The 22274-nt window shown below is 50.5% G+C and carries 15 protein-coding genes, 1 tRNA gene and 1 riboswitch; of the genes, 4 read left to right on the top strand and 12 right to left on the bottom strand.

The genetic code is table 11. The annotated features are described in order from the left end of the window. Nucleotides 1-248: 248 nt before the first annotated feature. Nucleotides 249-599, top strand: coding sequence for a hypothetical protein (locus tag DCW36_RS05520; protein WP_128396952.1), 351 nt, complete (start codon nucleotides 249-251; stop codon nucleotides 597-599). A 100-nt stretch (nucleotides 600-699) separates the two neighbouring features. Here the strand turns inward: DCW36_RS05520 and DCW36_RS05525 are convergent, their stop codons facing one another. Next, a complete protein-coding gene (locus DCW36_RS05525; protein ID WP_240676065.1) occupies nucleotides 700-2013 on the bottom strand; it encodes an alpha/beta hydrolase family protein in 1314 nt (437 codons plus the stop codon). A 98-nt stretch (nucleotides 2014-2111) separates the two neighbouring features. Beyond that, nucleotides 2112-2507 (bottom strand): hypothetical protein, encoded by a 396-nt coding sequence (locus DCW36_RS05530; protein ID WP_114777360.1) that lies wholly within the window; start codon nucleotides 2505-2507, stop codon nucleotides 2112-2114. A gap of 363 nt (nucleotides 2508-2870) precedes the next feature. Here DCW36_RS05530 and DCW36_RS05535 point away from each other — a divergent pair, with 363 nt between their 5' ends. Then, nucleotides 2871-6194, top strand: a complete 3324-nt coding sequence (locus DCW36_RS05535; RefSeq protein ID WP_205702882.1) for a glycosyl hydrolase — start codon at nucleotides 2871-2873, stop codon at nucleotides 6192-6194. 470 nt (nucleotides 6195-6664) lie between these two features. After that, nucleotides 6665-8743: a MutS-related protein gene (locus tag DCW36_RS05540; protein WP_114777362.1), complete on the top strand. Its 2079-nt coding sequence runs from the start codon at nucleotides 6665-6667 to the stop codon at nucleotides 8741-8743. Between the two features lie 78 nt (nucleotides 8744-8821). On the opposite strand, the gene DCW36_RS05545 is transcribed toward DCW36_RS05540, so the two are convergent. Continuing rightward, nucleotides 8822-8894 (bottom strand) — tRNA-Met (locus tag DCW36_RS05545). Nucleotides 8895-8966: 72 nt separating this feature from the next. Continuing rightward, complete coding sequence (locus DCW36_RS05550; RefSeq protein ID WP_240676066.1) at nucleotides 8967-10676, bottom strand: BamA/TamA family outer membrane protein; 1710 nt, start codon at nucleotides 10674-10676, stop codon at nucleotides 8967-8969. Between the two features lie 270 nt (nucleotides 10677-10946). On the opposite strand from DCW36_RS05550, the gene hemW reads away from it, so the two are divergent. Beyond that, nucleotides 10947-12074, top strand: coding sequence for a radical SAM family heme chaperone HemW (gene hemW / locus DCW36_RS05555; protein ID WP_114777364.1), 1128 nt, complete (start codon nucleotides 10947-10949; stop codon nucleotides 12072-12074). 558 nt (nucleotides 12075-12632) lie between these two features. Here the strand turns inward: hemW and metF are convergent. The 8 genes from metF to DCW36_RS05595 all read right to left on the bottom strand — a co-directional run bounded on the left by metF (nucleotide 12633) and on the right by DCW36_RS05595 (nucleotide 22158). Next, nucleotides 12633-13586, bottom strand: a complete 954-nt coding sequence (gene metF, locus DCW36_RS05560; protein ID WP_114777365.1) for a methylenetetrahydrofolate reductase [NAD(P)H] — start codon at nucleotides 13584-13586, stop codon at nucleotides 12633-12635. A gap of 459 nt (nucleotides 13587-14045) precedes the next feature. Then, nucleotides 14046-17756 (bottom strand): methionine synthase, encoded by a 3711-nt coding sequence (gene metH / locus DCW36_RS05565; RefSeq protein WP_114777366.1) that lies wholly within the window; start codon nucleotides 17754-17756, stop codon nucleotides 14046-14048. Between the two features lie 72 nt (nucleotides 17757-17828). Then, a riboswitch (SAM riboswitch) is annotated at nucleotides 17829-17937 on the bottom strand. Between the two features lie 446 nt (nucleotides 17938-18383). Beyond that, complete coding sequence (locus DCW36_RS05570) at nucleotides 18384-19229, bottom strand: geranylgeranylglycerol-phosphate geranylgeranyltransferase (protein WP_114777367.1); 846 nt, start codon at nucleotides 19227-19229, stop codon at nucleotides 18384-18386. Nucleotides 19230-19350: 121 nt separating this feature from the next. After that, nucleotides 19351-19545 carry a cold-shock protein gene (locus tag DCW36_RS05575; protein WP_114777368.1) on the bottom strand — a complete coding sequence of 65 codons (195 nt, stop codon included), beginning with the start codon at nucleotides 19543-19545 and terminating at the stop codon, nucleotides 19351-19353. A 113-nt stretch (nucleotides 19546-19658) separates the two neighbouring features. Next, entirely contained in the window at nucleotides 19659-20156 is a 498-nt protein-coding gene (locus DCW36_RS05580; RefSeq protein ID WP_114777369.1) for a KdsC family phosphatase, read from the bottom strand. A gap of 96 nt (nucleotides 20157-20252) precedes the next feature. Continuing rightward, on the bottom strand, nucleotides 20253-20495 hold the full coding sequence (iscX, locus tag DCW36_RS05585; protein WP_114777370.1) for a Fe-S cluster assembly protein IscX: 243 nt from the start codon (nucleotides 20493-20495) through the stop codon (nucleotides 20253-20255). Between the two features lie 79 nt (nucleotides 20496-20574). Continuing rightward, nucleotides 20575-20904 carry a 2Fe-2S iron-sulfur cluster-binding protein gene (locus tag DCW36_RS05590; protein ID WP_114777371.1) on the bottom strand — a complete coding sequence of 110 codons (330 nt, stop codon included), beginning with the start codon at nucleotides 20902-20904 and terminating at the stop codon, nucleotides 20575-20577. 462 nt (nucleotides 20905-21366) lie between these two features. After that, nucleotides 21367-22158: a Rossmann-like and DUF2520 domain-containing protein gene (locus tag DCW36_RS05595; RefSeq protein WP_114777372.1), complete on the bottom strand. Its 792-nt coding sequence runs from the start codon at nucleotides 22156-22158 to the stop codon at nucleotides 21367-21369. Between the last annotated feature and the right edge of the window lie 116 nt (nucleotides 22159-22274).

Below are 22274 nucleotides of genomic sequence, written 5' to 3' on the forward strand. Positions count from 1 at the left end.
AACAATTTCCTGCCGCAGCGAAAGAGCTGACTTCTTTCTTTCGCTGCAGCAGTCCCCCCCCAAAAAACAGCCACTGAAACAGGTAAAATTCAGAATACTTTATTTATCAGTAAATTTTTTATTTATTTATAAAAACAACTGTTTGTTTTTATAAAAAGCTTTTATTACTTGCATCCTAATACCCTAATACCAATAACGTGTTTATAAGCAGCTTATTAAAAACAGATTACGACCCGGCAAACAGTATTTTGAAGGTCGTTTATCCGGATTTACAGGATTTTTTACTGGTTGAAATAATCAATGCCACCGACAAGTTAGTTGAAACAGTAAAAACATATAATGTAAAAAGGATCCTGATTGATTCTTCCAAAACGGCAGTGCCGGCAGGAAATGCCGAAGGCAGGGAAATTTCTCTGACGTTAGCCCTGGGATTGATGAAAACGCACGTTCAGAAAATTGCGCGTGTCGAGTCTTTTAGCGCTGACGTAGAGGCGACCGTGCAATCCCATATCAGTTATATCAACCAGACCATTTATATTCCCTTCCTGTTTAAAAACTTTACAGATAAAGCAGAAGCCCTGGAATGGCTGAAGCGGTAAAAACAACAGTGGCTACGGCAGGCATGCACCAGAAGACCAGCAGCGGCTGTGGTGGCAGGAGCAGCAGGTGCGTGCAGCGTAGTCTGTCCGTAAAGCTGGTTTACTTGTTACCCGGAAGCGCAAAATGTTTGGTCATGAACCGGATGAAGATGTCGTAGTCTTCCGGAAGTACGGCGTGGCCGCCGCTATGCATGTAGTAGCCCAGCGTGTTGAGGTTGGAGTCGTCGCCGGCGGCCGGGAACGTGTCACTTTCGATACCTTTTTTCCCAAACAACCGGTAAACAGGTTCAGCGGCTTTTGCTGCCAGGAACTCTCCTTTCGGGTCGGACCAGGAGTCGGTATCGCCGGTTTGCAGCAGCAGCGGACGTGGCGCGATGAGCGATATAAGCATGTGCCCGTCTACCGGCAGTTCGTTTACTTTATTTGAAAAATCGTGGTAGCGCGGGGCGAACTGGTAAAAGTAACGCGTGGTATCGGTCATGTGCGCTACCGTTTCGCCAAAATTCCGGCGGCTAAGCGCGGCTCCGCTCTCCCCTGAAATGCTGGCGATCACCATCGCGAACCGTGGGTCGCGCGCTCCCGTCCATAAAGCCGTTTTGCCCAACCTGGAGGCTCCGGTTACCGACACGCGTCTGGCATCTACTGTCTTATCGGTTTCCAGGTAGTCCATCACCCTGCTCAGGCCCCACGACCAGGCCGAAATCGCGCCCCATTCGTTGGCTGCTACCTGTGTGGCGCCCGGTTCCAGGTAGGCGCTACGAATACCATATTTTATCCCGTTCCGGAAGTCGGGTTCAATGTCGCCGTAGTAAACGGTTGCGTAGCCAATACCGGCATCGATGAATTTTTCAACGTTTACCTTTCTGAACGGAGACGCCGTGGCCAGCACGCGCGCTTCGCCTTTCCACACCGTTCCCTGTCGAATACCCGGGTCGTCTACTGTCGTGGCATTGGCTGTGAAGGAGATGTTTAACAGGAGCGGTGCGGGTTTGGTGGCTGCTGCAGGAACATAAAGCAACACATCCATCTTATGTTTGGCGGTATCTTTGTCGAAATAAATCCGTACCTGTTTCCGGATGGCTTTGCCGTTGAAAACAGGAGTACCTTTATCAAACACATCAAACGCCAAAAAAGCAGGCTTTCCCGGAACACGCCCAAACTGGTTCTCATAAAAAAGCTGCAGTATCTCCGGTCGTCGTTTTTTCGTCCACATAGCCGGGGTAGTTACTTTTTTCCCGTTTTGCAGCGTCAGCGGATCCGGCAGCGTATACGTTCCAACCTGCGCCTCGTCGTAATTAACCGGAATGCCCGCCACTTTAGTTGGCGGGTTGCCCTGCCCGTAGCTGGCGGAGCTGTAGCACACGATGGCCGCCAGGAGCAGCATTTGTTTGGAATAACGTACAAGCAGATTCATACTTTTAGTATCGGTTAAATAGTTCGGATTTACTATAAAGTGGCATAGTATAGCTACTTTATAGCTCTTGTTGGGAGATGTAATTCTTTTACCAACTTCTAATCCTTAAATCTCCACAATCTGCGGATTCCAGCCTGATTAGAGGTTACCAAAGAATCCTTGTCTGCTTTGATTATTTTGGTCTTAAAAAAGGGAATATTATCCTCAACGTATATCAGGGTATCGTTCCTGAATTCGTATTTTACATACTCGAAGGTGTCGACAAAGAGTATCGAATCTTCTTCGATGCTAAAGCTAGCATTTTCATTTTCTCCGGAGGCCCATACACCTTTTATATCTTCCTTAGTAAATTGAGCTTGGGTGCCTGAGTTCTGTAATTCTATTGCTGGAGAAGAAGCGTTGTTTTGATGTTGGTCAGTAAATTCTTTTTCTCTCTCTTTTACACTACAGCTTATCAAAAGCAGAACGAAAGCAAAGGTGTATATTTTCTTCATTTATTAATTCTTATATCTCCCAACTGGCTTATAATAGAAGAAGACACAGCATTTAGTTAAGATAACCATAACAGCTGACAAAACAAGGGCTGGCGATCAGAAAGATGTAGTTTTCCGGCTGCTTTCGTTCTGCTGTACCTGCCACCACAGCCGCTGCTGTTCCGCTGCACCCGCGACCATGGCCTCAGCACCTCAAAGAGAGCAAAAACGGCTTAACGTTTTCAATTTTAAGAAGAATTTTTTCCCTACCAGCAAGCAATTTCTGATATATTTGTTTAACGCTTGTTAGTTAAATCCTTTTTATGCTACGCAAGCGCATGCATGCTAACTGAAGAAGACGAGGCTAACGCTTATCTAACCAACATGACACATCCTAACTGCAGTTTCTTCCTGAAAGGAATGATGATAGCCGTATTCGTTTGCTGCTCCCTTGCAGGACGTGCACAAGACGCTGCCGCCCCCCTGAAACAAGGCTTCGAAAACCCACCGGCTGCTGCCTGGCCCCGGACGTGGTGGCACTGGACGAAAAGCAATGTCACCAAAGAAGGTATTACCAAAGACCTGGAGTGGATGAAACGGGTGGGTATTGCCGGCTTTCAACTGGCAGATGTGAATGCCGGTGGCGGGCAAGATGTAGACAACAAGATTCTTTTCGGTTCGCCAGCGTGGCTGGAGACTGTAAAATACACTGCTGCGGAGGCGGAGCGCCTGGGGCTGGAGATGGCTATTTTCAGCTCCGCAGGCTGGAGCTTAACCGGTGGCCCCTGGGTGAAGCCGGAGCAGGCCATGAAGAAGCTGGTCTGGAGTGAGCTACAGGTGGAAGGCGGCAAAACGTTTAACGGCAAGCTGCCGCAACCACCTTCCACCGAAGGACCTATCCAGAATCTGTCGCGAGGTGGCAACCAGGCAGGTGGAACCCGGTTTTATGGCGACTGCGCTGTTATTGTTTACCGTACCCCAGCAGCTGAAAGCCCTGCGGCTGCGCTTACACCTACTGTAACAACGAGCGCCGGCACGACCGACGCCAGGGCCTTGCTCGACGATGAATTAAACACATCCCTCACGGTCAGAACTTCTAAAAAAGACGGAACAGCCTGGGTGCAGTATGCCTTTGCTAAGCCCATCCAGGCACAGGCCGTTAGTATTGCCGGTCCCCGCGGAATACCTTTCGGACGTGTAACAGCAAGCGACGACGGCAAAAATTTCAGAACACTGGCAGTTCTTCCGGGAAAGCAGGGCTACCGGGGCGGCACCGTGCGAACGTTTGCTTTTCCGAAAACCACGGCCCGGTATTTCCGGCTGGAGCTAACCGGAGCCCCCAGGCGACCGGCAGACGTAATTTCAGAAGCTCCCCCGCAACCCGACAGCGTTTACGTACTGAACGATTTCAAGCTGCACAACGGCGGGCGCGTCCATCGCTGGGAAGACAAAGCAGGCTTCAACTTTCTCTTCGAATACGGGTCTACCGCCACGCCTGGAGTTGCGGCCGATGCAGCCATCCCACCCGCTGACATCGTTGACCTGACCTCCCGGATGCGCAAAGACGGCACCCTGCAGTGGAATGTACCAAAAGGCAACTGGACCATCATGCGTTTTGGCTATTCGCTGACGGGGGCAAAAAACCGCCCCGCCGTACCTGCCGGTCTTGGCTACGAAGTAGATAAGCTCAGCCGCCAACACACCGAGGCGTACATGGAAAACTACACGAAACCACTGGTGCAGGCGCTTGGCCCGCTTTACGGGAAAAGCCTGCGCTACATGCTGCTGGATAGCTGGGAAGCCGGCATCCAGAATTGGACCGACGAGATGCTGACCGAGTTTCAGAAACGAAGAGGCTACGACCCGACGCCTTACCTGCCGGTGCTTTCTGGCAAAGTAGTAGGCAGCGCCGAAGTCAGCGACCGCTTCCTCTGGGACTTCCGCCGCACGCTGGTCGATATGTTTGCAGAAAATCATTATGGCGTTATCACGAATTTCCTCCATCGGCAGGGAATAAAAACCTACGGAGAAGCAGGGGGCGTATCGCTCGAAACCATTGAAGATGCCTTGCTGAATAAAAAGTTTATGGACATTCCGATGGGCGAGTTCTGGGTAAAAGACCTGCACCCTTCCGCGATGTACTACGAGGATGTACGCGGGGCTGCCTCTGCCTCGCATGCGTATGGAAAAAACCTGACGGCTGCCGAGGCCTTTACGGGCGGGAATTTTGAATCGCCTTACACGCTAAAGAAGATAAGTGACTATTGGTTTACCCAGGGCATCAACCAACTGGTCTTTCACACCTCCGCACATCAGCCGCTCGATACCAAACCCGGTAACGCCATGGTCGGGACACATCTCCACCGGAACATCACCTGGGCAGAACAAGCCAGACCTTTTATCACGTACCTGGCCCGCAACTCCTTTATGCTGCAACAGGGCCAGTACGTTGCCGATATTGCCTACCTGCTGAACGAAGGCGCTCCGTCCACCATGCCCTTCTGGGGTGGCGGGCTGGAACCGGCAACCCCTAAAGGCTACGCATTCGACTACCTGAATGCCGATGTGCTGCTGAACCGGATGTCGGTGGATGCGGACGGGCAGCTTGTTTTGCCGGATGGCATGAGTTACAAGGTGCTGGTGCTGCCCGAAACCGACCAGATGACAGTGCCCCTGCTGCGCAAAATCCGGGAGTTGGTAGCAGGTGGCGCCACCGTAGTGGGACCACGGCCTGTAAAAGCGCCGGGCCTTGCCGGGTATCCGGGTTCTGATGCCGAAGTAAAGGAACTTGCAAACGAAATCTGGGGCGACCTGGACGGCTCCAGCCGGACCAGGCGTAGTTATGGCAAAGGACACGTGCTGTGGGGCTTACCATTAAAAGAGGTAATGGCCTCCATAGCCGTTTCCCCTGACGTTGCATACAGCCAGCCTTTAGACAGCGACGTATCCTGGATACACCGCCGCACCGATGCTGCCGACATATACTTTCTGGTTAACCGCTCGAATAGTCCCCAGGATCTGAACGTCCGGTTTCGCATTGGTGGCAAAGATGTGGAACTCTGGCATCCGGGTACCGGACAGACGGAACCGGCTGGCTACAGCACGTCCGACAACCACACCACCGTACCGTTGCATTTAGCGGAGCGGGAGGCTGTGTTCGTGGTATTCAGTCGGAAAGCACCGGAACCGGCACGCACGGTGGCACCTAAAGCAAAGACGGTCCTTAGCACGATAGAAGGTCCTTGGGAAGTAACTTTCCCTAACGGGTTGGGAGCGCCTGCGAAAATTAATATGGCGACGTTAAACTCCTGGACAAACAACCCGGAGGAAGGCGTAAAATATTTCTCCGGCACCGCTACCTACCATAAAACCATAAAAGCGAACAGGAACTGGTTTAAAGGTGGCAATAAGCTCCTGCTGGATCTTGGCAAGGTAGGCGATGTCGCCGAGGTTCTGGTAAATGGAAAGCAGCTGGATGTGGTATGGAAAGCTCCTTACCAGGTCGACGTGACCGATGTTCTAAGACCCGGCAACAACCTGCTGGAAATAAAGGTAACGAATGAGTGGACCAACAGGCTGGTCGGGGATAAAGCAGCGGGTCCTGACAAAAAAGTACTGGACACATACATCGCGCCTTTTGGTGGACAATATGAATTAGCGGAATCGGGACTGCTGGGGCCTGTGAAAGTTATTTCTGTGGGGAATTAGCAGCCTGAGATGCTGCACTAGTGCCACCCGTTTACCTCTTTCCTTTGGAAACGCACTATTTTTTGTTCTGCTGCACCTGCCACCACAGTCGCTGCTGCTCTGCAACAGGAAAACTTTTCCTTGTTTGTAAAGGCAGGAAACGTTTTGAAATACGCACCTTTTTCAGTCACGGAAGTTTACATGAAAGCAAAACTATTATTCTATCAGGAGCTTCACGTCCTTAATATACCCTTCTCTCTTTTGTTAGGCTTCTTAGGCTTAAGTATATCGGGTGATTTTTTAGTTAGCTTTGGACTCTCCCTGCTAACAGGAGGCTTTCTGCTTTCCTTGTATTTCTATGAGAAAAGGTACAAGGCAAACTACTATTTCTATTTTAACAAAGGGCTATCCAGGCTTAATCTCGTGTTGAGCGCCTACTCCCTAAATGTGCTGCTGCTGCTAATACTTCTTCTACTAAAGAACCTCCTCCTATGAATGTGCACGAACTAGAGGTTGATAGTGTCCTGAAGAATTATGGCGGCGTACAGGTGCTCACCAACGTCTACCTCCAATGTAAGACTGGCGATGTGGTAGGGCTCTTAGGGAGGAATGGTTCCGGCAAGTCCACGCTGCTCAAAATCATCTTTGGATCGGTGGACACCCCTGATAAAAGCATCAGGATTGACAAAAAGGTATACCCTGAGCCTTACAGGGAGAAAAAACTGGTTGCTTATCTGCCCCAACACAGCTTCCTGCCGAAAGGAATTAGCCTGAAGCGTATTGCAGCCATCTTCCTGGAAGACCGGGAAAGAAAGGAAGCGGTGCTTGGTAACGAAAGAATAAAGAAGCATATCAATAAAACGGCCACAGCGCTTTCGGGAGGAGAACGCAGGTATTTTGAAGTGCTGCTTTTGGTAAACCTGCCGGTCAGGTTCGTGCTGCTCGATGAGCCTTTTTCCGCCATTGAACCACTTTATAAAGAAGCCATACAGGAGCTGATTTATCAGTATAAGTCAGAAAAAGGCTTCATCATCACAGACCATGACTACCGAAGTATTATTGAAGTAAGCAACCGGCTTATCCTGCTCTCAAACGGTGTGTGCAGGCACATTAAAAGAACCCAAGAGCTGGAAGAGCTGAATTATTTACCCAAAGGAACTCTCACTAAGGAAGGTAAGCAACAAGCCGGGGATATCACGCCACAGGAAGATACTCCGTTTGAAGCAGACGAGCAGACACTCCGGGATTTGGGGTTGTTTGATTCTACACAGGAAGGCTCACTCTACTCTATCTTTGCCGGTACCCGGACAAAAGGAGGCAGGAACGCGCTGGATAGAATACTCTGTTCCCCCAGCCAAAGCCTGGAGGTGTTAGAGGCGAGAAGTGATGCCATCCGTTATATGCAGGAGAACAGGCCGGATCTGCTGATAGACCGAAAGCAGGTGGAGTTTGTCGAGCATTACATCACTTCTACTATTCACCTGTTAAGAAAGAACTACCTGGATGCTTTCCTGACACATGTTAAAAATAGCTACAACCTCTCTAATGACTATTACATCATTACAACAGGCATCCGAAACACCGTCGGTTTTATAAAGTACCTGGAAAACCTGCTGCCTCAGTTCCAGCACGAACACACACCCCATGCGTTATCGCACTTATGCTTTAGAGTACAGAATATTCTATCCAAAAGGGAGGTAAAGGAGCTGGTGGCGTCTTACGCAGATGAGCGAATGCACTTTTTCAGAATTGGGGAATACGACTACAGCTTGAGACAGGTCATCAAAAACGATGTGCTGGAACTGCTGGATTTCCTGTATAAGCTGGATGCATATGTTGCCGTAGCCAGCACAGCGGAAAGCCTGCAGCTGACTTATCCGGAGTACTTAAACTCCCCGGAACCAACTGTTGAAATTCAGGGATTGTTTCACCCAATGGTACAGCATGCGGTACCGAATGATTTTACAATCAGGCAAGCCCAAAACCTTTGCTTCCTGACCGGAGCAAACATGTCTGGTAAGTCCACTTTCCTAAAATCATTTGGGCTATGCATTTACCTGGCGCACGTCGGGTTTCCTGTTCCTGCTTCAGGTATGCGCACAACAGTTTTCAATGGGATCATTACCACCATCAATCTTTCTGATAATATAAACAAAGGCTACAGTCATTTCTATAGCGAGGTAAGAAGAGTAAAAGAAACCGCAGTTAAGCTAAAGAAGAACAAAAAGCTGGTGGTAATCTTCGATGAGTTATTCCGGGGTACTAATGTCAAGGATGCCTCAGATGCTTCCCTGATGATCATAGCCGCACTTTCCAACATCCAGACTTCCCTGTTTCTGGTATCAACGCACATCGTAGAGATTGCCGAAGAGCTAAAGAAACACCGTAATATTTTCTTTGCCTGTTTTGACACAAAGCTCCAGGACCAGGTTCCTGTTTATGATTACCGGCTAAAAGAGGGAGTCTCCAAAGAAAGCCTGGGCCTTCACATCGTCAGGAACGAAGGGATCGTGGAATTATTAGCGGAAGCCAGCCAGGAGCAAACGGCAACACCAGCCAGAAACAGCTGATTGGTCACTTTTTGGTCACCTAAAAAGCAAAAAGCCCTTGCAAGCTCTACGCTTACAAGGACTTCTCTTTATCTGAGGTAGCGGGGACAAGACTCGAACTTGCGACCTTTGGGTTATGAGCCCAACGAGCTACCAACTGCTCCACCCCGCACTGTTATTGTGTTACAAAAGTAGAGGTAAGATTTTAGAATTGCAAGCCTCCCCTCAAAAAAAGCCGACATTTTTAAAACTTACTTGTTATACCAAAATGTATCTTCGAATGTTTCAAAGAAAGAGGTTGCTGCTCTGATTTTCCGACTGCGTAGATTAACTGGAAGATGCCTGCTCCGGTACTGAAACTGATACCGCCGCCCAGGCCAAACGGATACGCCTGTGCAAACGAAGCCTGCAAATCGCTGCGGTAGTAGCCTTGGTCGTAGAAAAGCAGCACGTACGAATCTTCTGCGGTAAAAAGCCGGTACTCCAGCGTAGCTACTGCAAACGACGAGGCATAGAAAAAATAGTCGTCGAAGCCGCGTAAGGAGTTCAGGCCGCCAACGCGGTACATCTCGTTCAGGAAAATCTGGTCGTTTAGCAAAGCTTCCCCTTTCAGCCTCGCCAGCAAAGCACTGCTCTTGCCCATCCGGAAGAAGTTTTCGAGCCGCACCCCAAGGCTTAGCTGCGCCGATCGCTGCTGAATGGTATCATAAAAGCTCTGCTCCAGCGACGGGTTCCGCAGCACCTTTTTGTTTCCTGCCGAAAACTGCAGCTCCACCAGCCTCCCCCGCTTCGGAAAGTAAAAGTCGTCGAGGTTGTTCCAGAGGTAATTCAGACCATACACCGTTGTCTGGGCATCGGCCAGGTCGAGGGTCCGCAGGCTTTGGGGATTGGCGGTGGAGAGAATGCGGGAGTTGCGCCACTCCGTGAACACACTGAACTTGCCGTACTTAAGTGTGTAATAGGCAAACTGCAGGCGCGGCTGCACTGTTATAAACGAGGAATCCTGCTTGAGCAGGTTAAATCGGCCGCCTACCTCGATGGGGGTGCCGAAGAGGTTGGGGTGCAGGTATTCGCCGTTGAGAATAACGGAGCCACGGTTCACGCGCCGCCACTGCAACCCCAGCTGCTTGCCGCTGCCTTTTATGTTGCGGATGTTCAGGTTGGCCTCACCGGTTATCAAAAGCTTATTTTTGCTGCTCGTCGGGTCGGGCAGGAAACCTACTACGCCGTCCAGCTGGTTTGCCTGCCTGTCCTCCAGGAAATAGTACACCCGGGCTTTATCTTTGGCAAAACGCACCTGCGGCGGCCTTGTCACTTTAATATAAGGAAGCGCCGTGAGCATGCGTTGCGTCATGTTCACCTGGTCCTGGTTGTAAGGCTGCCCAGGGTACAGCTGCAGGTAACGCATCAGGAACTTCGGGTTGGTTTTGCTCCCTCCCATGACCTGCAGCGTATCATAGGTCACGACAAAGGCCTTTTCCACCATCAGAGCAGCCTCAATCCGGTTATTTTTTATTTCAACCGAATCGAGCCAGACCGTAGCAAAAGGGTAGCCGTTACGCTCGGCATAATCAAGGATGCGCTGCTGCAGCTTGACATATTCCGCAGGTTTGAACGGAACGTCGCGGTAAAATTTCTCCCGAAAACCCGACTCCACCAGGATGCCTTCGCTCAGGTTTCCGTTCCGGAGCGCCGCCCACTCGTACCGCCCCCCTATGTATAGTTTCACGTGAAGCGTATCCTGCCGCAGGTACATACTATCGGCCGAAGCCAACAGGTAAGCCTCCTGCTGCAGCCTGTACACCAGCGACCGTGCTTCTTGTACAGCTTTGGCGGAATCCGGCAGAAGCGCCGTATAACTAACCTGCTGCAACGCCGCCTTGTCATCCGCTGCCACATGTACTTTCAGCGCCACCTGCTTTGCCGGCTTTGTCTGCGCGTGCGCCTGCCTCAAGGGCAACCATAACAAGCAGCACAAAACTAAAGCGACTAATTTGTACATTTGCAGTGAATATTTCAGGGCCGGTTGTTGTTATCAGGTAAAGCAGAACGTGCTGCAGCAAGGCTACCACAAAGATACCTGAACGCAGGTAATATTGTTAGCAGGAACTTCGGCTGGCCAACTCCTCTTAAAAAGGAAAAGCCACCGGTTATAGTTCCGGCTCGTGGAGAGCACCAGTAACAGCACCTGAACCTATAACGACAGAAAACCCTTATCTATACATTGGCCGGTATTTACATCCATATCCCCTTCTGCAGACAAGCCTGCTACTACTGCGATTTCCATTTCAGTACCTCCATGGGCCTGAAGGAGGCAATGGTGCAGGCTATTTTGCAGGAACTCACGCTGCGCCAGGACTACCTGCAGGGCCAGCCGGTGCAAACCATTTACTTCGGCGGCGGTACGCCCTCGCTGCTGAACCGGCAGGAGTTGGAGACTATCCTGCAGCGGGTGCACGAGCTGTTTCCGGTTGCGGATGATGCCGAAATAACCTTAGAAGCCAACCCCGACGACCTGACGCCGGCCAAACTACAGGAATTGCGCGAGGCAGGTATTAACCGCCTGAGCATCGGGTTGCAGTCGTTCCACGAGCCGCACCTGCGCCTGATGAACCGCGCTCACAACGCCACCGAAAGTTTCCAGTGTGTCCTCAATGCACAGGCAGCCAGTTTCCAAAACATCACCGTCGATTTGATTTACGGCATCCCCAGCCCCGACCATAGCCTATGGCTGCGCGACCTGGAGCTACTGTTCTCCCTGAACGTGCAGCACGTTTCCTGCTACGCCCTCACCATCGAGCCCGACACCGCATTTGGCCGCTGGAGCAAGAAAGGGAAGTTTACCGCTCCTGAAGACGAATACACCGCACAACAATTCGAGATCCTGCTCCAACAAATGCAACAGCAAGGTTTTGAGCAGTACGAAATTTCAAACTTCTGCCAACCGGGCTACGAATCGAGGCACAACAGCAACTACTGGCGTGGCGTGCATTACCTGGGCATCGGTCCCAGCGCCCACTCCTTCAACGGCAGCTCCCGGCAGTATAATGTCGCCCACAATAAAAAGTACATCGATGCCCTGCAACAGGGACAGGTACCGGCGGAACAGGAAACGCTCTCGCCTACCGACCAGGTAAACGAGTATGTCCTCACCAGCCTCCGCACCAGCTGGGGCTGCGACCTGCGTAAAATTGAAAAGGAATTTGGCTTCAGCTACCACCACTCCCACGGCACCTACCTGCAGGAGCTACAGCAAAAAGGCTTGGCTTTTATCAAAGACGAGGTACTGTACCTGACGGATAAGGGAAAACTGCTGGCTGACCAGCTGGCGCTGGATTTGTTCCAAGAGTAGTGTTTGTCTGAACCACTGATTTTTGTGATTCGACTGATTAGTATGATTAACGAGGAAGAATAAGGTAGCCTGCCTTTGAGGAGCAGAGGGAGTGGAGGCAGGTGCAGCAGACTTTTTTGATTCATTTTAGTGCACTGCTCCTGCCACCACAGCCTCTGCTGCTTTTGTCTGAATCACAGATTTACCGGATTAATGGATTACTCAGATTTTGATTCTGGTATTTAAATACATTTTAATACCAGATAGTATTTACTCAGTTCCATAAACTATTCCTCCTTTGTCATCCCCGCAGGGGATCTTATGGGCGAGCTGCAGAAACATCTGCTAAAAGCCTATTCGTAATGGAAGGTTCTTTTTACTATTTGGTATAAATCCTTTCACATGGAAATTTTCAGCTCATAAAAAAGTCTACTGGCTGAACTTCTGATGAAAGTGAAAGAAAAATTGGGTTTAAACAAACTGCACCGATGCCACAGATTCAACGACAAGTACGACTATAACCAGTTACCTAAAAATCTGTGTAATCCATTAATCCCATAAATCTGTGATTCAGACAAACTAAAAAATAGCCTCAGCTACCTTCCGTACCGATTCTGATTTACCCATAGAATAGTAGTGCAGCGACGGCACACCGAACTCCACCAGCTCTTTGGACTGCTGTATGGCCCACTCCACGCCTACCTGCGCGACGGCTTTGTTATCCTTACAGGCTTCTACGGCATCGGCCAGTTCGGTTGGAATGTCGATGTGGAACATGCTCGGCAACAGGGTAAGCTGCGATTTGGTGGTGAAAGGCTTCAGGCCCGGAATGATGGGAATATCAATGCCTTCCTCGCGGCAGAGCCTTACAAAATCAAAATACTTCTGGTTATCGAAGAACATCTGCGTTACAATGTAGTCGGCGCCCAGTTCTATCTTCCTTTTGAGCCAGCGGATGTCGGCTTTCATGTTTGGCGCTTCGGAGTGCTTCTCGGGGTAGCCGGCCACGCCGATGCAGAAGTCGGTGCTGTTCTTGTAGGTCTGCTCTTCGTCAAGATAGCGGCCGCTGTTCATGTTTACCACCTGCTCAATCAGTTCGGTGGCGTAATGGTGGCCACCTGGCTCCGGCGTGAAGCGGGTTTCGCTTTTCACGCAGTCGCCGCGCAGTACCAGCACGTTGTCGATGCCCAGGAAGTGTAGGTCGATGAGCGCGTTCTCGGTTTCTTCCCGTGTAAAGCCGCCGCAAATCAGGTGCGGCACAGTGTCTACTTTGTAGTGGTTCTGGATGGCAGCACATATCCCAACTGTACCCGGACGCTTGCGCGTGGTCATTTTCTCGAGCAGGCCGTTCTCCCGCTTCTTGTATACATACTCTTCCCGGTGGTAGGTAACATCAATAAAAGGAGGCTTGAACTCCATCAGCGGGTCGATGTGGTCGAACAGGTTCTTCACGCTCTCGCCCTTCTGGGGAGGCAGCACTTCCAAAGAAAATAAGGTTTTATCTGCGTTCTTAAAATGGTCCGTTACTTTCATCTAGCGGTAAGGGTGTATGTTTTGTGGTGATTTGTTACTTGTTGGGTTGAAGTCCATGCTCCAACTACACATTATTGTCATTTCGAGGGGTTACACTTTTTCAAAGTGCTTAAAGTTTAACATGACAGCGTTAAATGTTACTTACTCTTAGTGTTTGTTCATTTGTATCTTCTTGCTCCCTTTTTCATTGTTAACTTTCGCGCTCCTCGGCCGCGCGGCCGCGTTTTCGCATCCGTCGCTGTCTACGTGAACCTGCCCTTCGCTGCGCTGCGGGCTGCTGAGCAGAGCTCAGCACCGGAACACGTAGAAGGCTCCTCCTGCGAAAACTGGAAAGGTTTTCTCTTCGAGCCAACTGTTGCAAAATCTGTCATTGGTACCGCAGGGAAAAATCTGGGTTATCTCTGTATCAGATTTCTCCCTGCAGTCGAAATGACAGGAATAGCAGGGTGGTTGAAAAAGCTATACCGCCTGCTGCGACACAGGCTTTGGCTCGTAGTTCAGGTTCGGCGACAGCCAGCGCTCCAGTTCTTCCTGCGGCATGCCTTTGCGTCGGGCGATGTCGGCTACCTGGTCTTCGCCTATCTTGCCTAAGCCGAAGTAGCGCGAATCGGGATGCGAAAAGTAGAGGCCACTCACCGAAGAAGCCGGGTACATCGCCAGGTTTTCTGTCAGGATGATGCCAGTTGTCTCTTCTGCTTTCAGCAGGTTGAAGAGCGTTATCTTTTCGGTGTGGTCGGGGCAACCCGGGTAACCTGGTGCCGGACGGATGCCCTGGTACTTCTCCCTGATCAGGTCCTCGTTGTTCAGGTGCTCGTCTGGTGCGTAGCCCCACAACTCCCGGCGCACTTTCTCGTGCATCAGCTCGGCAAAGGCTTCAGCCAGGCGGTCCGCCAGGGCTTTTACCATGATGGAGCGGTAATCGTCGTGGTCAGCTTCGTACTTTTCTATCAGCTTCTCGATACCAAAACCTGCCGACACGGCAAAGCCACCAATGTAATCCGGGATGCCGGTTTCTTTTGGCGCTACAAAGTCAGAGAAAGCCATGTTCTGCACCGACTCTCCTTTCTTGCCCTGCTGGCGCAGCGTATGAAACTGTGTGAGCACCTCCTGCCGCGTATCGTCTTTATACACCAGGATGGTATCATCGTCTTCCACGTTGGCCGGGTAGAAACCTACTACGGCACGTGCTTCGAGCAACTGCTTGTCCACTATCTCCTGCAGCATTTCCTGGGCATCGGCAAACAGTTTGCTTGCTTCGGCTCCTAATTCCGGGTCGTTGAGGATTTTCGGGTACTGCCGCTTAAGCTCCCAGGTGTGGAAGAACGGCGTCCAGTCGATGTACGGCACAATCTCCGACAGCGGGTAGTTCTCAAACACCTTGTTGCCGATAAAGGATGGTTTTATAGGGTGCGAGGCTTTCCAGTCAACCTTAAATTTATTTGCGCGAGCATCTTCTATGGTAGCAAACTGGCGGTCTTTGGTGCGGCCAAAGTGGTCGGCGCGCAGCTTTTCGTATTCTGCTTTTATCTCGGCAATGTATTCGTCGCGCTTGTCGCTGAGCAAGCTACTCACTACGGTCACGCTGCGGGAGGCATCGTGCACGTGTATCACAGGTCCGCTGTACTGCGGCGCAATTTTAACAGCCGTATGGATGCGGGAGGTGGTGGCACCACCAATGAGCAACGGAATTTTCATGCCACGGCGCTCCATCTCCTGCGCTACATACACCATCTCGTCCAGCGAAGGCGTAATCAGGCCGCTCAACCCGATGATGTCTACTTTTTGCGCTTCTGCCTCAGCCAGAATTTTATCCAGCGGCACCATCACACCCATGTCTATTACTTCATAGTTGTTACAGGCCAGCACCACACCCACAATGTTTTTACCAATATCGTGCACGTCACCTTTTACGGTAGCCATAAGTATGGTACCGGCGGTAGATTTGGACGTATCGTCGGCCAGCTTCTCCTGCTCCATGAACGGCAACAGGTAGGCCACCGACTTCTTCATCACGCGGGCACTCTTCACTACCTGCGGCAGGAACATTTTACCGGCTCCAAACAGGTCTCCTACCACGGTCATACCTGCCATCAAGGGTCCTTCGATTACATCGAGGGTCTTGGTGGCTTTCTGGCGTGCTTCTTCCGTGTCTTCGTCGATGAACTCTACAATGCCCTTCACCAGGGAATGCTTCAGGCGCTCCTCTACCGGTGCTTCGCGCCAGCTGTTGTCGGCCTGCGCTGCTCCCTTGCCTTTGCCTTTGATGGTTTCGGCATAGGTTACCAGTTTTTCGGTGGCGTCGGGGTGGCGGTTGAAAATAACGTCTTCGATGAGGTCGCGCAGCTCCAGCGGTATCTCTTCGTAGATGCCCATCATACCGGCATTCACGATCCCCATGTCCATACCGGCCTGGATGGCGTAGTAGAGGAACACGGTGTGCATGGCCTCGCGCACCAGGTCGTTGCCGCGGAAGGAGAAGGAAAGGTTACTCACCCCACCGCTTACCTTGGCATGCGGCAGGTTCTCCTTTATCCACTTCACCACTTCAATAAAGTCTACGGCATAGTTATTATGCTCTTCTATACCGGTGGCAATGGCTAAGATGTTCGGGTCGAAAATAATGTCTTGTGGCGGGAAGCCAACTTCTTCGGTGAGGATGCGGTAGGCGCGTTCGCAGATTTCTTTACGGCGGGGAAGCGTATCAGCCTGCCCCTGCTCATCGAAGGCCATTACCACGGCAGCGGCACCGTACTGGCGCACCTTGCGTGCCTGCTGTTTAAAGTTTTCTTCGCCTTCTTTTAAGCTGATGGAGTTGACAATGGACTTGCCCTGCACACACTTCAGCCCCGCCTCCAGCACCGTCCACTTAGACGAGTCAATCATGATAGGCAGCTTGGCGATATCCGGTTCCGAAGCAATCAGGTTGAGGAAGTTGGTCATGGCCTCTTCTGAGTCGAGCATGCCTTCGTCCATGTTCACGTCGATAATCTGGGCGCCGCCTTCTACCTGCTGCTGCGCTACCGACAGGGCTTCTTCGAATTTGCCTTCCACAATCAGGCGGGCAAATTTCTTGGAACCGGTTACGTTCGTCCGCTCGCCCACGTTCACGAACAACGTATCGGGCTTAATGGTAAGTGCTTCCAGTCCGCTGAAGCGGGAGTAAGGCGCAATCTGAGGAACAACGCGCGGCTTGTGTTTGGCGGCCAGTTCGGAAATGCGCTGGATGTGTGGCGGTGTGGTACCACAACAACCACCGAGAATGTTTATCAGCCCTTCAGCCATGTATTCTTCTACCACAGCACCCATTTCGGCAGCTGTTTCGTCGTAGCCGCCAAAAGCGTTTGGCAGACCGGCATTCGGGTAAGCACTGATGTGCACATCGGCAATCCGCGACAGCTCCTGGATGTAGGTCTTCAGCTGACGGGCACCGAGGGCACAGTTAAAGCCGATACTCAGGATAGGCGCATGCGACACCGAATTCCAGAACGCCTCCACCGTCTGCCCCGACAGCGTACGGCCGCTGGCATCGGTAATGGTACCGGAAATCATGATTGGCAACATTTTGCCGCCTTTGTTCACAAATTCTTCGATGGCAAACAGAGCGGCTTTACAGTTGAGCGTATCGAACACCGTTTCCACCAGCAGCAAATCGCAGCCACCATCCACCAGGCCACGCACCTGCTCGTAATAGGCCTCCACCAGCTGGTCGAAGGTGATGGCGCGGTAGCCGGGGTTGTTCACATCCGGCGAAAGCGAAGCAGTCCGGTTCGTCGGACCGATGGCACCGGCTACAAAACGCGGCTTGGCCGGGTTCTGTGCTGTTACCTCATTCGCTGCTTCCTTTGCTATTTTAGCCGATTCATAGTTTAGCTCGTACACGATGTGCTCCAGCTGGTAATCAGCCATGGCAATGGAAGTGCCGCTAAAGGTATTGGTTTCGATTATATCGGAGTTCGCGTTCAGGTAGTCCAGGTGGATCTGCTTGATGATATCCGGACGCGTGATGGAAAGCAAGTCGTTGTTGCCTTTCAGGTCGCCGGGATGGTCTTTGAAGCGTTCGCCTCTGAAGTCCTGCTCCCCCAGTTGGTAACGCTGAATCATGGTACCCATGGCACCGTCCAGCACGAGGATGCGCTCCTGAAGCAATTTATAAATAGGATGATCTTTCATGAATGGTGTCTCTTTCTTCTCTTAAGTCGTCTGCGTTTACTTATCAAGAAGGACACCCGGGCAGGATGAGCTTTCTTATCTTCTCCGGACAAAGTTGGTTCCGGAAGGGAATTAGCACCAGGCTGTTACAAGGTTGCTAAGACGTCAAAGGGCCCTATCCCTCGGTCTTTCTTGATAAGAAGCTGCAAGTTAGGAAAATATCTTCAGGAAATGAAATTTAGTTGTTTGTTATTGGTTATTAGTTATTGGGGAGGGCATGAGGGAGTTTGGGAGTTAGAAAGTTAGAAAGTTAGAAAGTTAGAAAGTTTAGGAGGTAGAAATTTTGTAGGGGTTGAAGATTTTCAACCCTATCACAAACCACAGACAAATCAAATCCTGTTAATCCTTTAATCTGCTTAATCCTGATTCAGACAAAAAAATTTCTTTCTGCTCCTGTCACCATTGCCTCTGCTGCTCGTCTGAACCGCTGATGGTAGTGATTAAATGATTTTTGTGATTTTATGTTTGTCTGAACTTGGATTAAGCAGATTGATGGATTTTACGTATTACAACCATTTACCAATTTAACCATTCAACCCCATTACCCCATTAGCACATGAGCACATTCCTAAATTAGCACATTATCCATTACCCAATCAGCAACATCGACAGGATACCGGTCAGCATCAGGAATTTGCCCAGGTTGCTCAGGAAGGTGAAGTCTTTCTTTTTATCCGAACGCACCAGCCTGACAATAAACCAGAGACTTGGCACAAGTACCAGCAGCGCCATATAACTATCAAACCAACTACCTGTTCTGTTATGAAAGATCACCACCAGCACAAACACCATAAACAGCGCTAACAGCGGGTACAGCACAAATTTTGTGTTACGCAGGCCGGCTACAATAGGCAGGGTGCGGCAGCCGAAGGAGGCATCGCCTTTCACATCTTCCATGTCTTTAACTATTTCCCGGATCAGGGAGATCAGGAAGGCAAAGAGGGCATAACCAAGGGTGATTTTGTTCAGTTTATCGGCATAAACCGCCACCACTAACAGCATGGAAGCCCCCAGCAGGGCAATAGCGACGTTGCCGATGAGTAGCATTTTTTTCAGCTGATCCGAATATCCCCATAGCAGCAGCACGGCACCCAGGTTGATCAAACCTACCTGCCACGATAGCCAGAAACCCAGCAGCACCCCTACCGCCGATACCATCATGTGTACGGTCATGGCATGGCGCCGCCGCACTTTTTTCCCGACTACCATGCGCTCAGGCTTATTGATGGCGTCTATTTTTACATCGTAATAATCGTTAATAATGTACCCTCCTGCTGCTACCAGTACTGTAGATACGGTAAGCATGATAAAACCAGGCTCCAGTGCTTTGCTCCAGTTAATGCCGGAAGCAAGCAGGCAGGCCTGCACCAGCGCCTGGCACAACACGATGAGGAGGAGGTTCGGAAACCGGACAAGATTCAGGATTTCTTTCAAGGCAACACAGGGTCTGGTTGTACAAAGGTAAGGCGGGCGGATGTGCAGTACAACCTTTTACCGGGCATAAAAAAAGCCCCTGCTGGAGGGGCTTTTTCTGTAACGGTAAAGTTATGTCTTATCAGATTCTTTGTACGTTAACAGCGTTTACACCTTTTTTGCCTTCTTGTGTATCAAAAGCAACACGGTCGTTCTGCTGAATCTGTAATCCGTTCAGGCCTGTTACGTGTACAAAGAAATCTTCATTTGTCTCGTCTTCAGTAATAAAGCCAAAACCCTTTGACTCAATAAAAAACTTTACTTTTCCTGTTTTCATAAAATAATAAATTTGTAATTTTTAACTGGTGGTAAAATTATAAGAAAAATCTATATATCCAAGAAGTATAAAAAAATTTTTGTACAATTAGTACCCAAAATAATCTAACCAGGCTACCAGGTGTCCTGGGCCTTCATAATTTTCTCAATCAGCTCGCGTGCAGCTCCCTGGCCGCCTCCTTTTGTGGCAACAAACGTGCTGATTTCTTTTATATCGTCGGCGGCATCGGCGGGGCAGGCACGCAGCCCGCAGCGTTGCATCACCTCCAGGTCGGGCATGTCGTCGCCCATATAAGCTACCGTTGCCGGATGAATGCCCTGCATATAAATGTAATCTTCAAACACCTCTGTCTTATCGTCGGCGCCCAGGAAAATGTCTTCAATGTTCAGGTCTTCCAGGCGCATCCGCACACCGGGCTCATTTTTGGCCGATATAATCGCGACATTGTACCCCTGCCGGATGGCATGTTTTATAGCAAAACCATCTTTTATATTAAAGGCTCTTACCTGCTCCCCATCTGCAAAGCAATACAAACGACCATCCGTTAGCACACCATCCACATCAAATACAAAGGTGTTGATGCGTGTTAAGTCTAATTGCGTGATTGTCATGACTAAAAAAACAAAAAAAGGTTCTTTACCAGAAAGAACCTTTAAATATATAGATATTATTTAATACTACAACAGTGCCTGCCGTGCAGATTTTTTTTAACTGTTGTTGTCGCGCCACTCATACACCCACTTGGCCTGGATCTGCTCCAGGTGCCCTTCGTTGGCTTCTTCGCGCTTGCCCTCAAAATTTGGCAAGGCCAGAACCCACTCGATCAGGTCGGTAAAGCGGATGCGGTAGATTTTAGACTCGTTGAAATCGTCGCCGAACTTTTCGTACAGCGCCATGGCTATGTCTTCGTGGTCGCCCCAGTGCATGGGCGGCTCATAACTTTTGTTCATCTCTCTTCTTGGTTTTACAGTTATGGGTAAAGAGCAGCCGGTGAACAGTTTCGGGTTCACCGGTTACTTTTATTTACTTCTAATGGCCTAAAAAGTCCTGCTCAGGTACCGTTACCACCAGGTCCTCGTTGCCCTGCACCACACACTGGCAGGCCAGGCGGGAGTTCAGGCGCGGGTCGATGGCGCGGTCAATAAAGTCTTCTTCCTTGTCAGAGATTTCCGGCAGGTCGTCCATTCCGGCTTCTACATACACATGGCAGGTACTGCACCCACACACGCCACCGCAGTTATGCTGCAACTTAATATTATGATCCAGGGCCACATCCAGCACCGACTCTCCCTCTACGGCAGGATGTGTCTGGTCTGGCGCGCCGTCTGCAAACTTAAACGTTATATTAACAACTTTCATTTTTCAAATTTATTTTAACTGCAAAGTTATGAAACCCGCCTCCCGAATCAAAACGAGAAACGGCTAAAGGCTCCGCTGCTCCTGTCACCATTGCCGCTGCTGCTGTTTGTCTGAACCGCTGATTCTTTTGATTTTGACCGTTGATGGTAGGATTGAATGATGTGTGTGATTCTGTATTTGTCTGAATCAGGATTTACAGAATTTTAGAATTTTCAGGATTCGGGTTTGTCTGAACAAGATGAAGATGATTTAAGGAATAACAGGATTGATTAGATTTGCCTGTGGTTCGTGCAGGAGACGCGGTGCCCGCGTCTCTACAGCCATACCCCCAACCTCTCTACCTTTCCGTTACAGGGTTGAAGATTTTCAACCCCTACAAATTATACCTCTCTACCTCCCAAACTTTCTAACTCTCTAACTCCTAAACTCTCTAACTCCCAAACTCTCTAACTCCCAAACTCTCTAACTCCCAAACTCTCTAACTTCCCCAATGCTCTCCGACAGCACCTGGTAAAGCTGCTGGTAGCGGGGCTGATTTTGCAGGAGGCGCAGGTGCTCCTGCAGTACATTCTGGTCGCCACGAACGGCCGGACCTGTCTGTACGGTAAAAGGATGAAATTGTGAGGCTTTGGCAATGGTTTCGTTTAGCAGTGGTTGCAGCAGATTGGTGGGCAGGTTGGCCTGCTGCAGAATTTCCCGGCTGATGCCCAGCAGGTGGTTGGTGAAGTTGCAGGCGAAAACGGCAGCCAGGTGCAGCTGCTTACGGGCATCAGACGACACCACCTGCACCTGTTGGCTGATGCTCCGGGCAAACTGCTCCAGTTCCTGCAGCGTCTCCTCCTCCCGTGCCTCCACCAGCATGGGAATGGCGTTAAAATCCACCGGCTTGGCTCTTGAGAAAGTTTGAAGCGGGTAAAAAACTCCTGTACGGGCTCCGGCAACAGCATCCAGCAGCGAAAGCGGTTGTGAGCCGGAAGTATGCACCACCATCGTACCTTCCTGCACCTGCAGGGCAGCGGCCACACCAGCCAGTGCGGCATCCGGTACAGCCAGGATAACGATGTCCAGGTCCAGGTTCCGGAAATCCGGAGTAGCTACCGGTGTGGCTGGCGATAATGCTGCGGCTAAGGCAGTGCGGCTTTCGGGGGTGCGGCTGCAGACGGCGGCGATGGTATGGCCTGCTGCTGCCAGTGCTTTGCCCAAGTGTACTGCTACATTGCCTGCGCCTACCAGGGCGATTGTACGTGCTTTCATTTTACTTTTGATTTCTGCTTCAGGTTTTCAAACTGGACCTGTTATATAGGAAAGCTTTCGGCTTTCCTAGCTAAAGTATTACCTGCTGCTCATTCTCGCAAGGTGAAAACTTGCTC

It is taken from the genome of Botryobacter ruber (assembly GCF_003347595.2).
Lineage (GTDB): Bacteria > Bacteroidota > Bacteroidia > Cytophagales > Hymenobacteraceae > Pontibacter > Pontibacter ruber_A.

What these genes read in the sequence shown, in the direction of transcription:
- DCW36_RS05580 (WP_114777369.1), bottom strand. Translation starts at nt 20,156, where the DNA reads ATGACAATCACGCAATTAGACTTAACACGCATCAACACCTTTGTATTT.
- DCW36_RS05540 (WP_114777362.1), top strand. Translation starts at nt 6,665, where the DNA reads ATGAATGTGCACGAACTAGAGGTTGATAGTGTCCTGAAGAATTATGGC.
- DCW36_RS05530 (WP_114777360.1), bottom strand. Translation starts at nt 2,507, where the DNA reads ATGAAGAAAATATACACCTTTGCTTTCGTTCTGCTTTTGATAAGCTGT.
- DCW36_RS05525 (WP_240676065.1), bottom strand. Translation starts at nt 2,013, where the DNA reads ATGAATCTGCTTGTACGTTATTCCAAACAAATGCTGCTCCTGGCGGCC.
- DCW36_RS05575 (WP_114777368.1), bottom strand. Translation starts at nt 19,545, where the DNA reads ATGAAAACAGGAAAAGTAAAGTTTTTTATTGAGTCAAAGGGTTTTGGC.
- DCW36_RS05595 (WP_114777372.1), bottom strand. Translation starts at nt 22,158, where the DNA reads ATGAAAGCACGTACAATCGCCCTGGTAGGCGCAGGCAATGTAGCAGTA.
- iscX (WP_114777370.1), bottom strand. Translation starts at nt 20,495, where the DNA reads ATGAACAAAAGTTATGAGCCGCCCATGCACTGGGGCGACCACGAAGAC.
- DCW36_RS05590 (WP_114777371.1), bottom strand. Translation starts at nt 20,904, where the DNA reads ATGAAAGTTGTTAATATAACGTTTAAGTTTGCAGACGGCGCGCCAGAC.
- metF (WP_114777365.1), bottom strand. Translation starts at nt 13,586, where the DNA reads ATGAAAGTAACGGACCATTTTAAGAACGCAGATAAAACCTTATTTTCT.
- metH (WP_114777366.1), bottom strand. Translation starts at nt 17,756, where the DNA reads ATGAAAGATCATCCTATTTATAAATTGCTTCAGGAGCGCATCCTCGTG.
- DCW36_RS05535 (WP_205702882.1), top strand. Translation starts at nt 2,871, where the DNA reads ATGACACATCCTAACTGCAGTTTCTTCCTGAAAGGAATGATGATAGCC.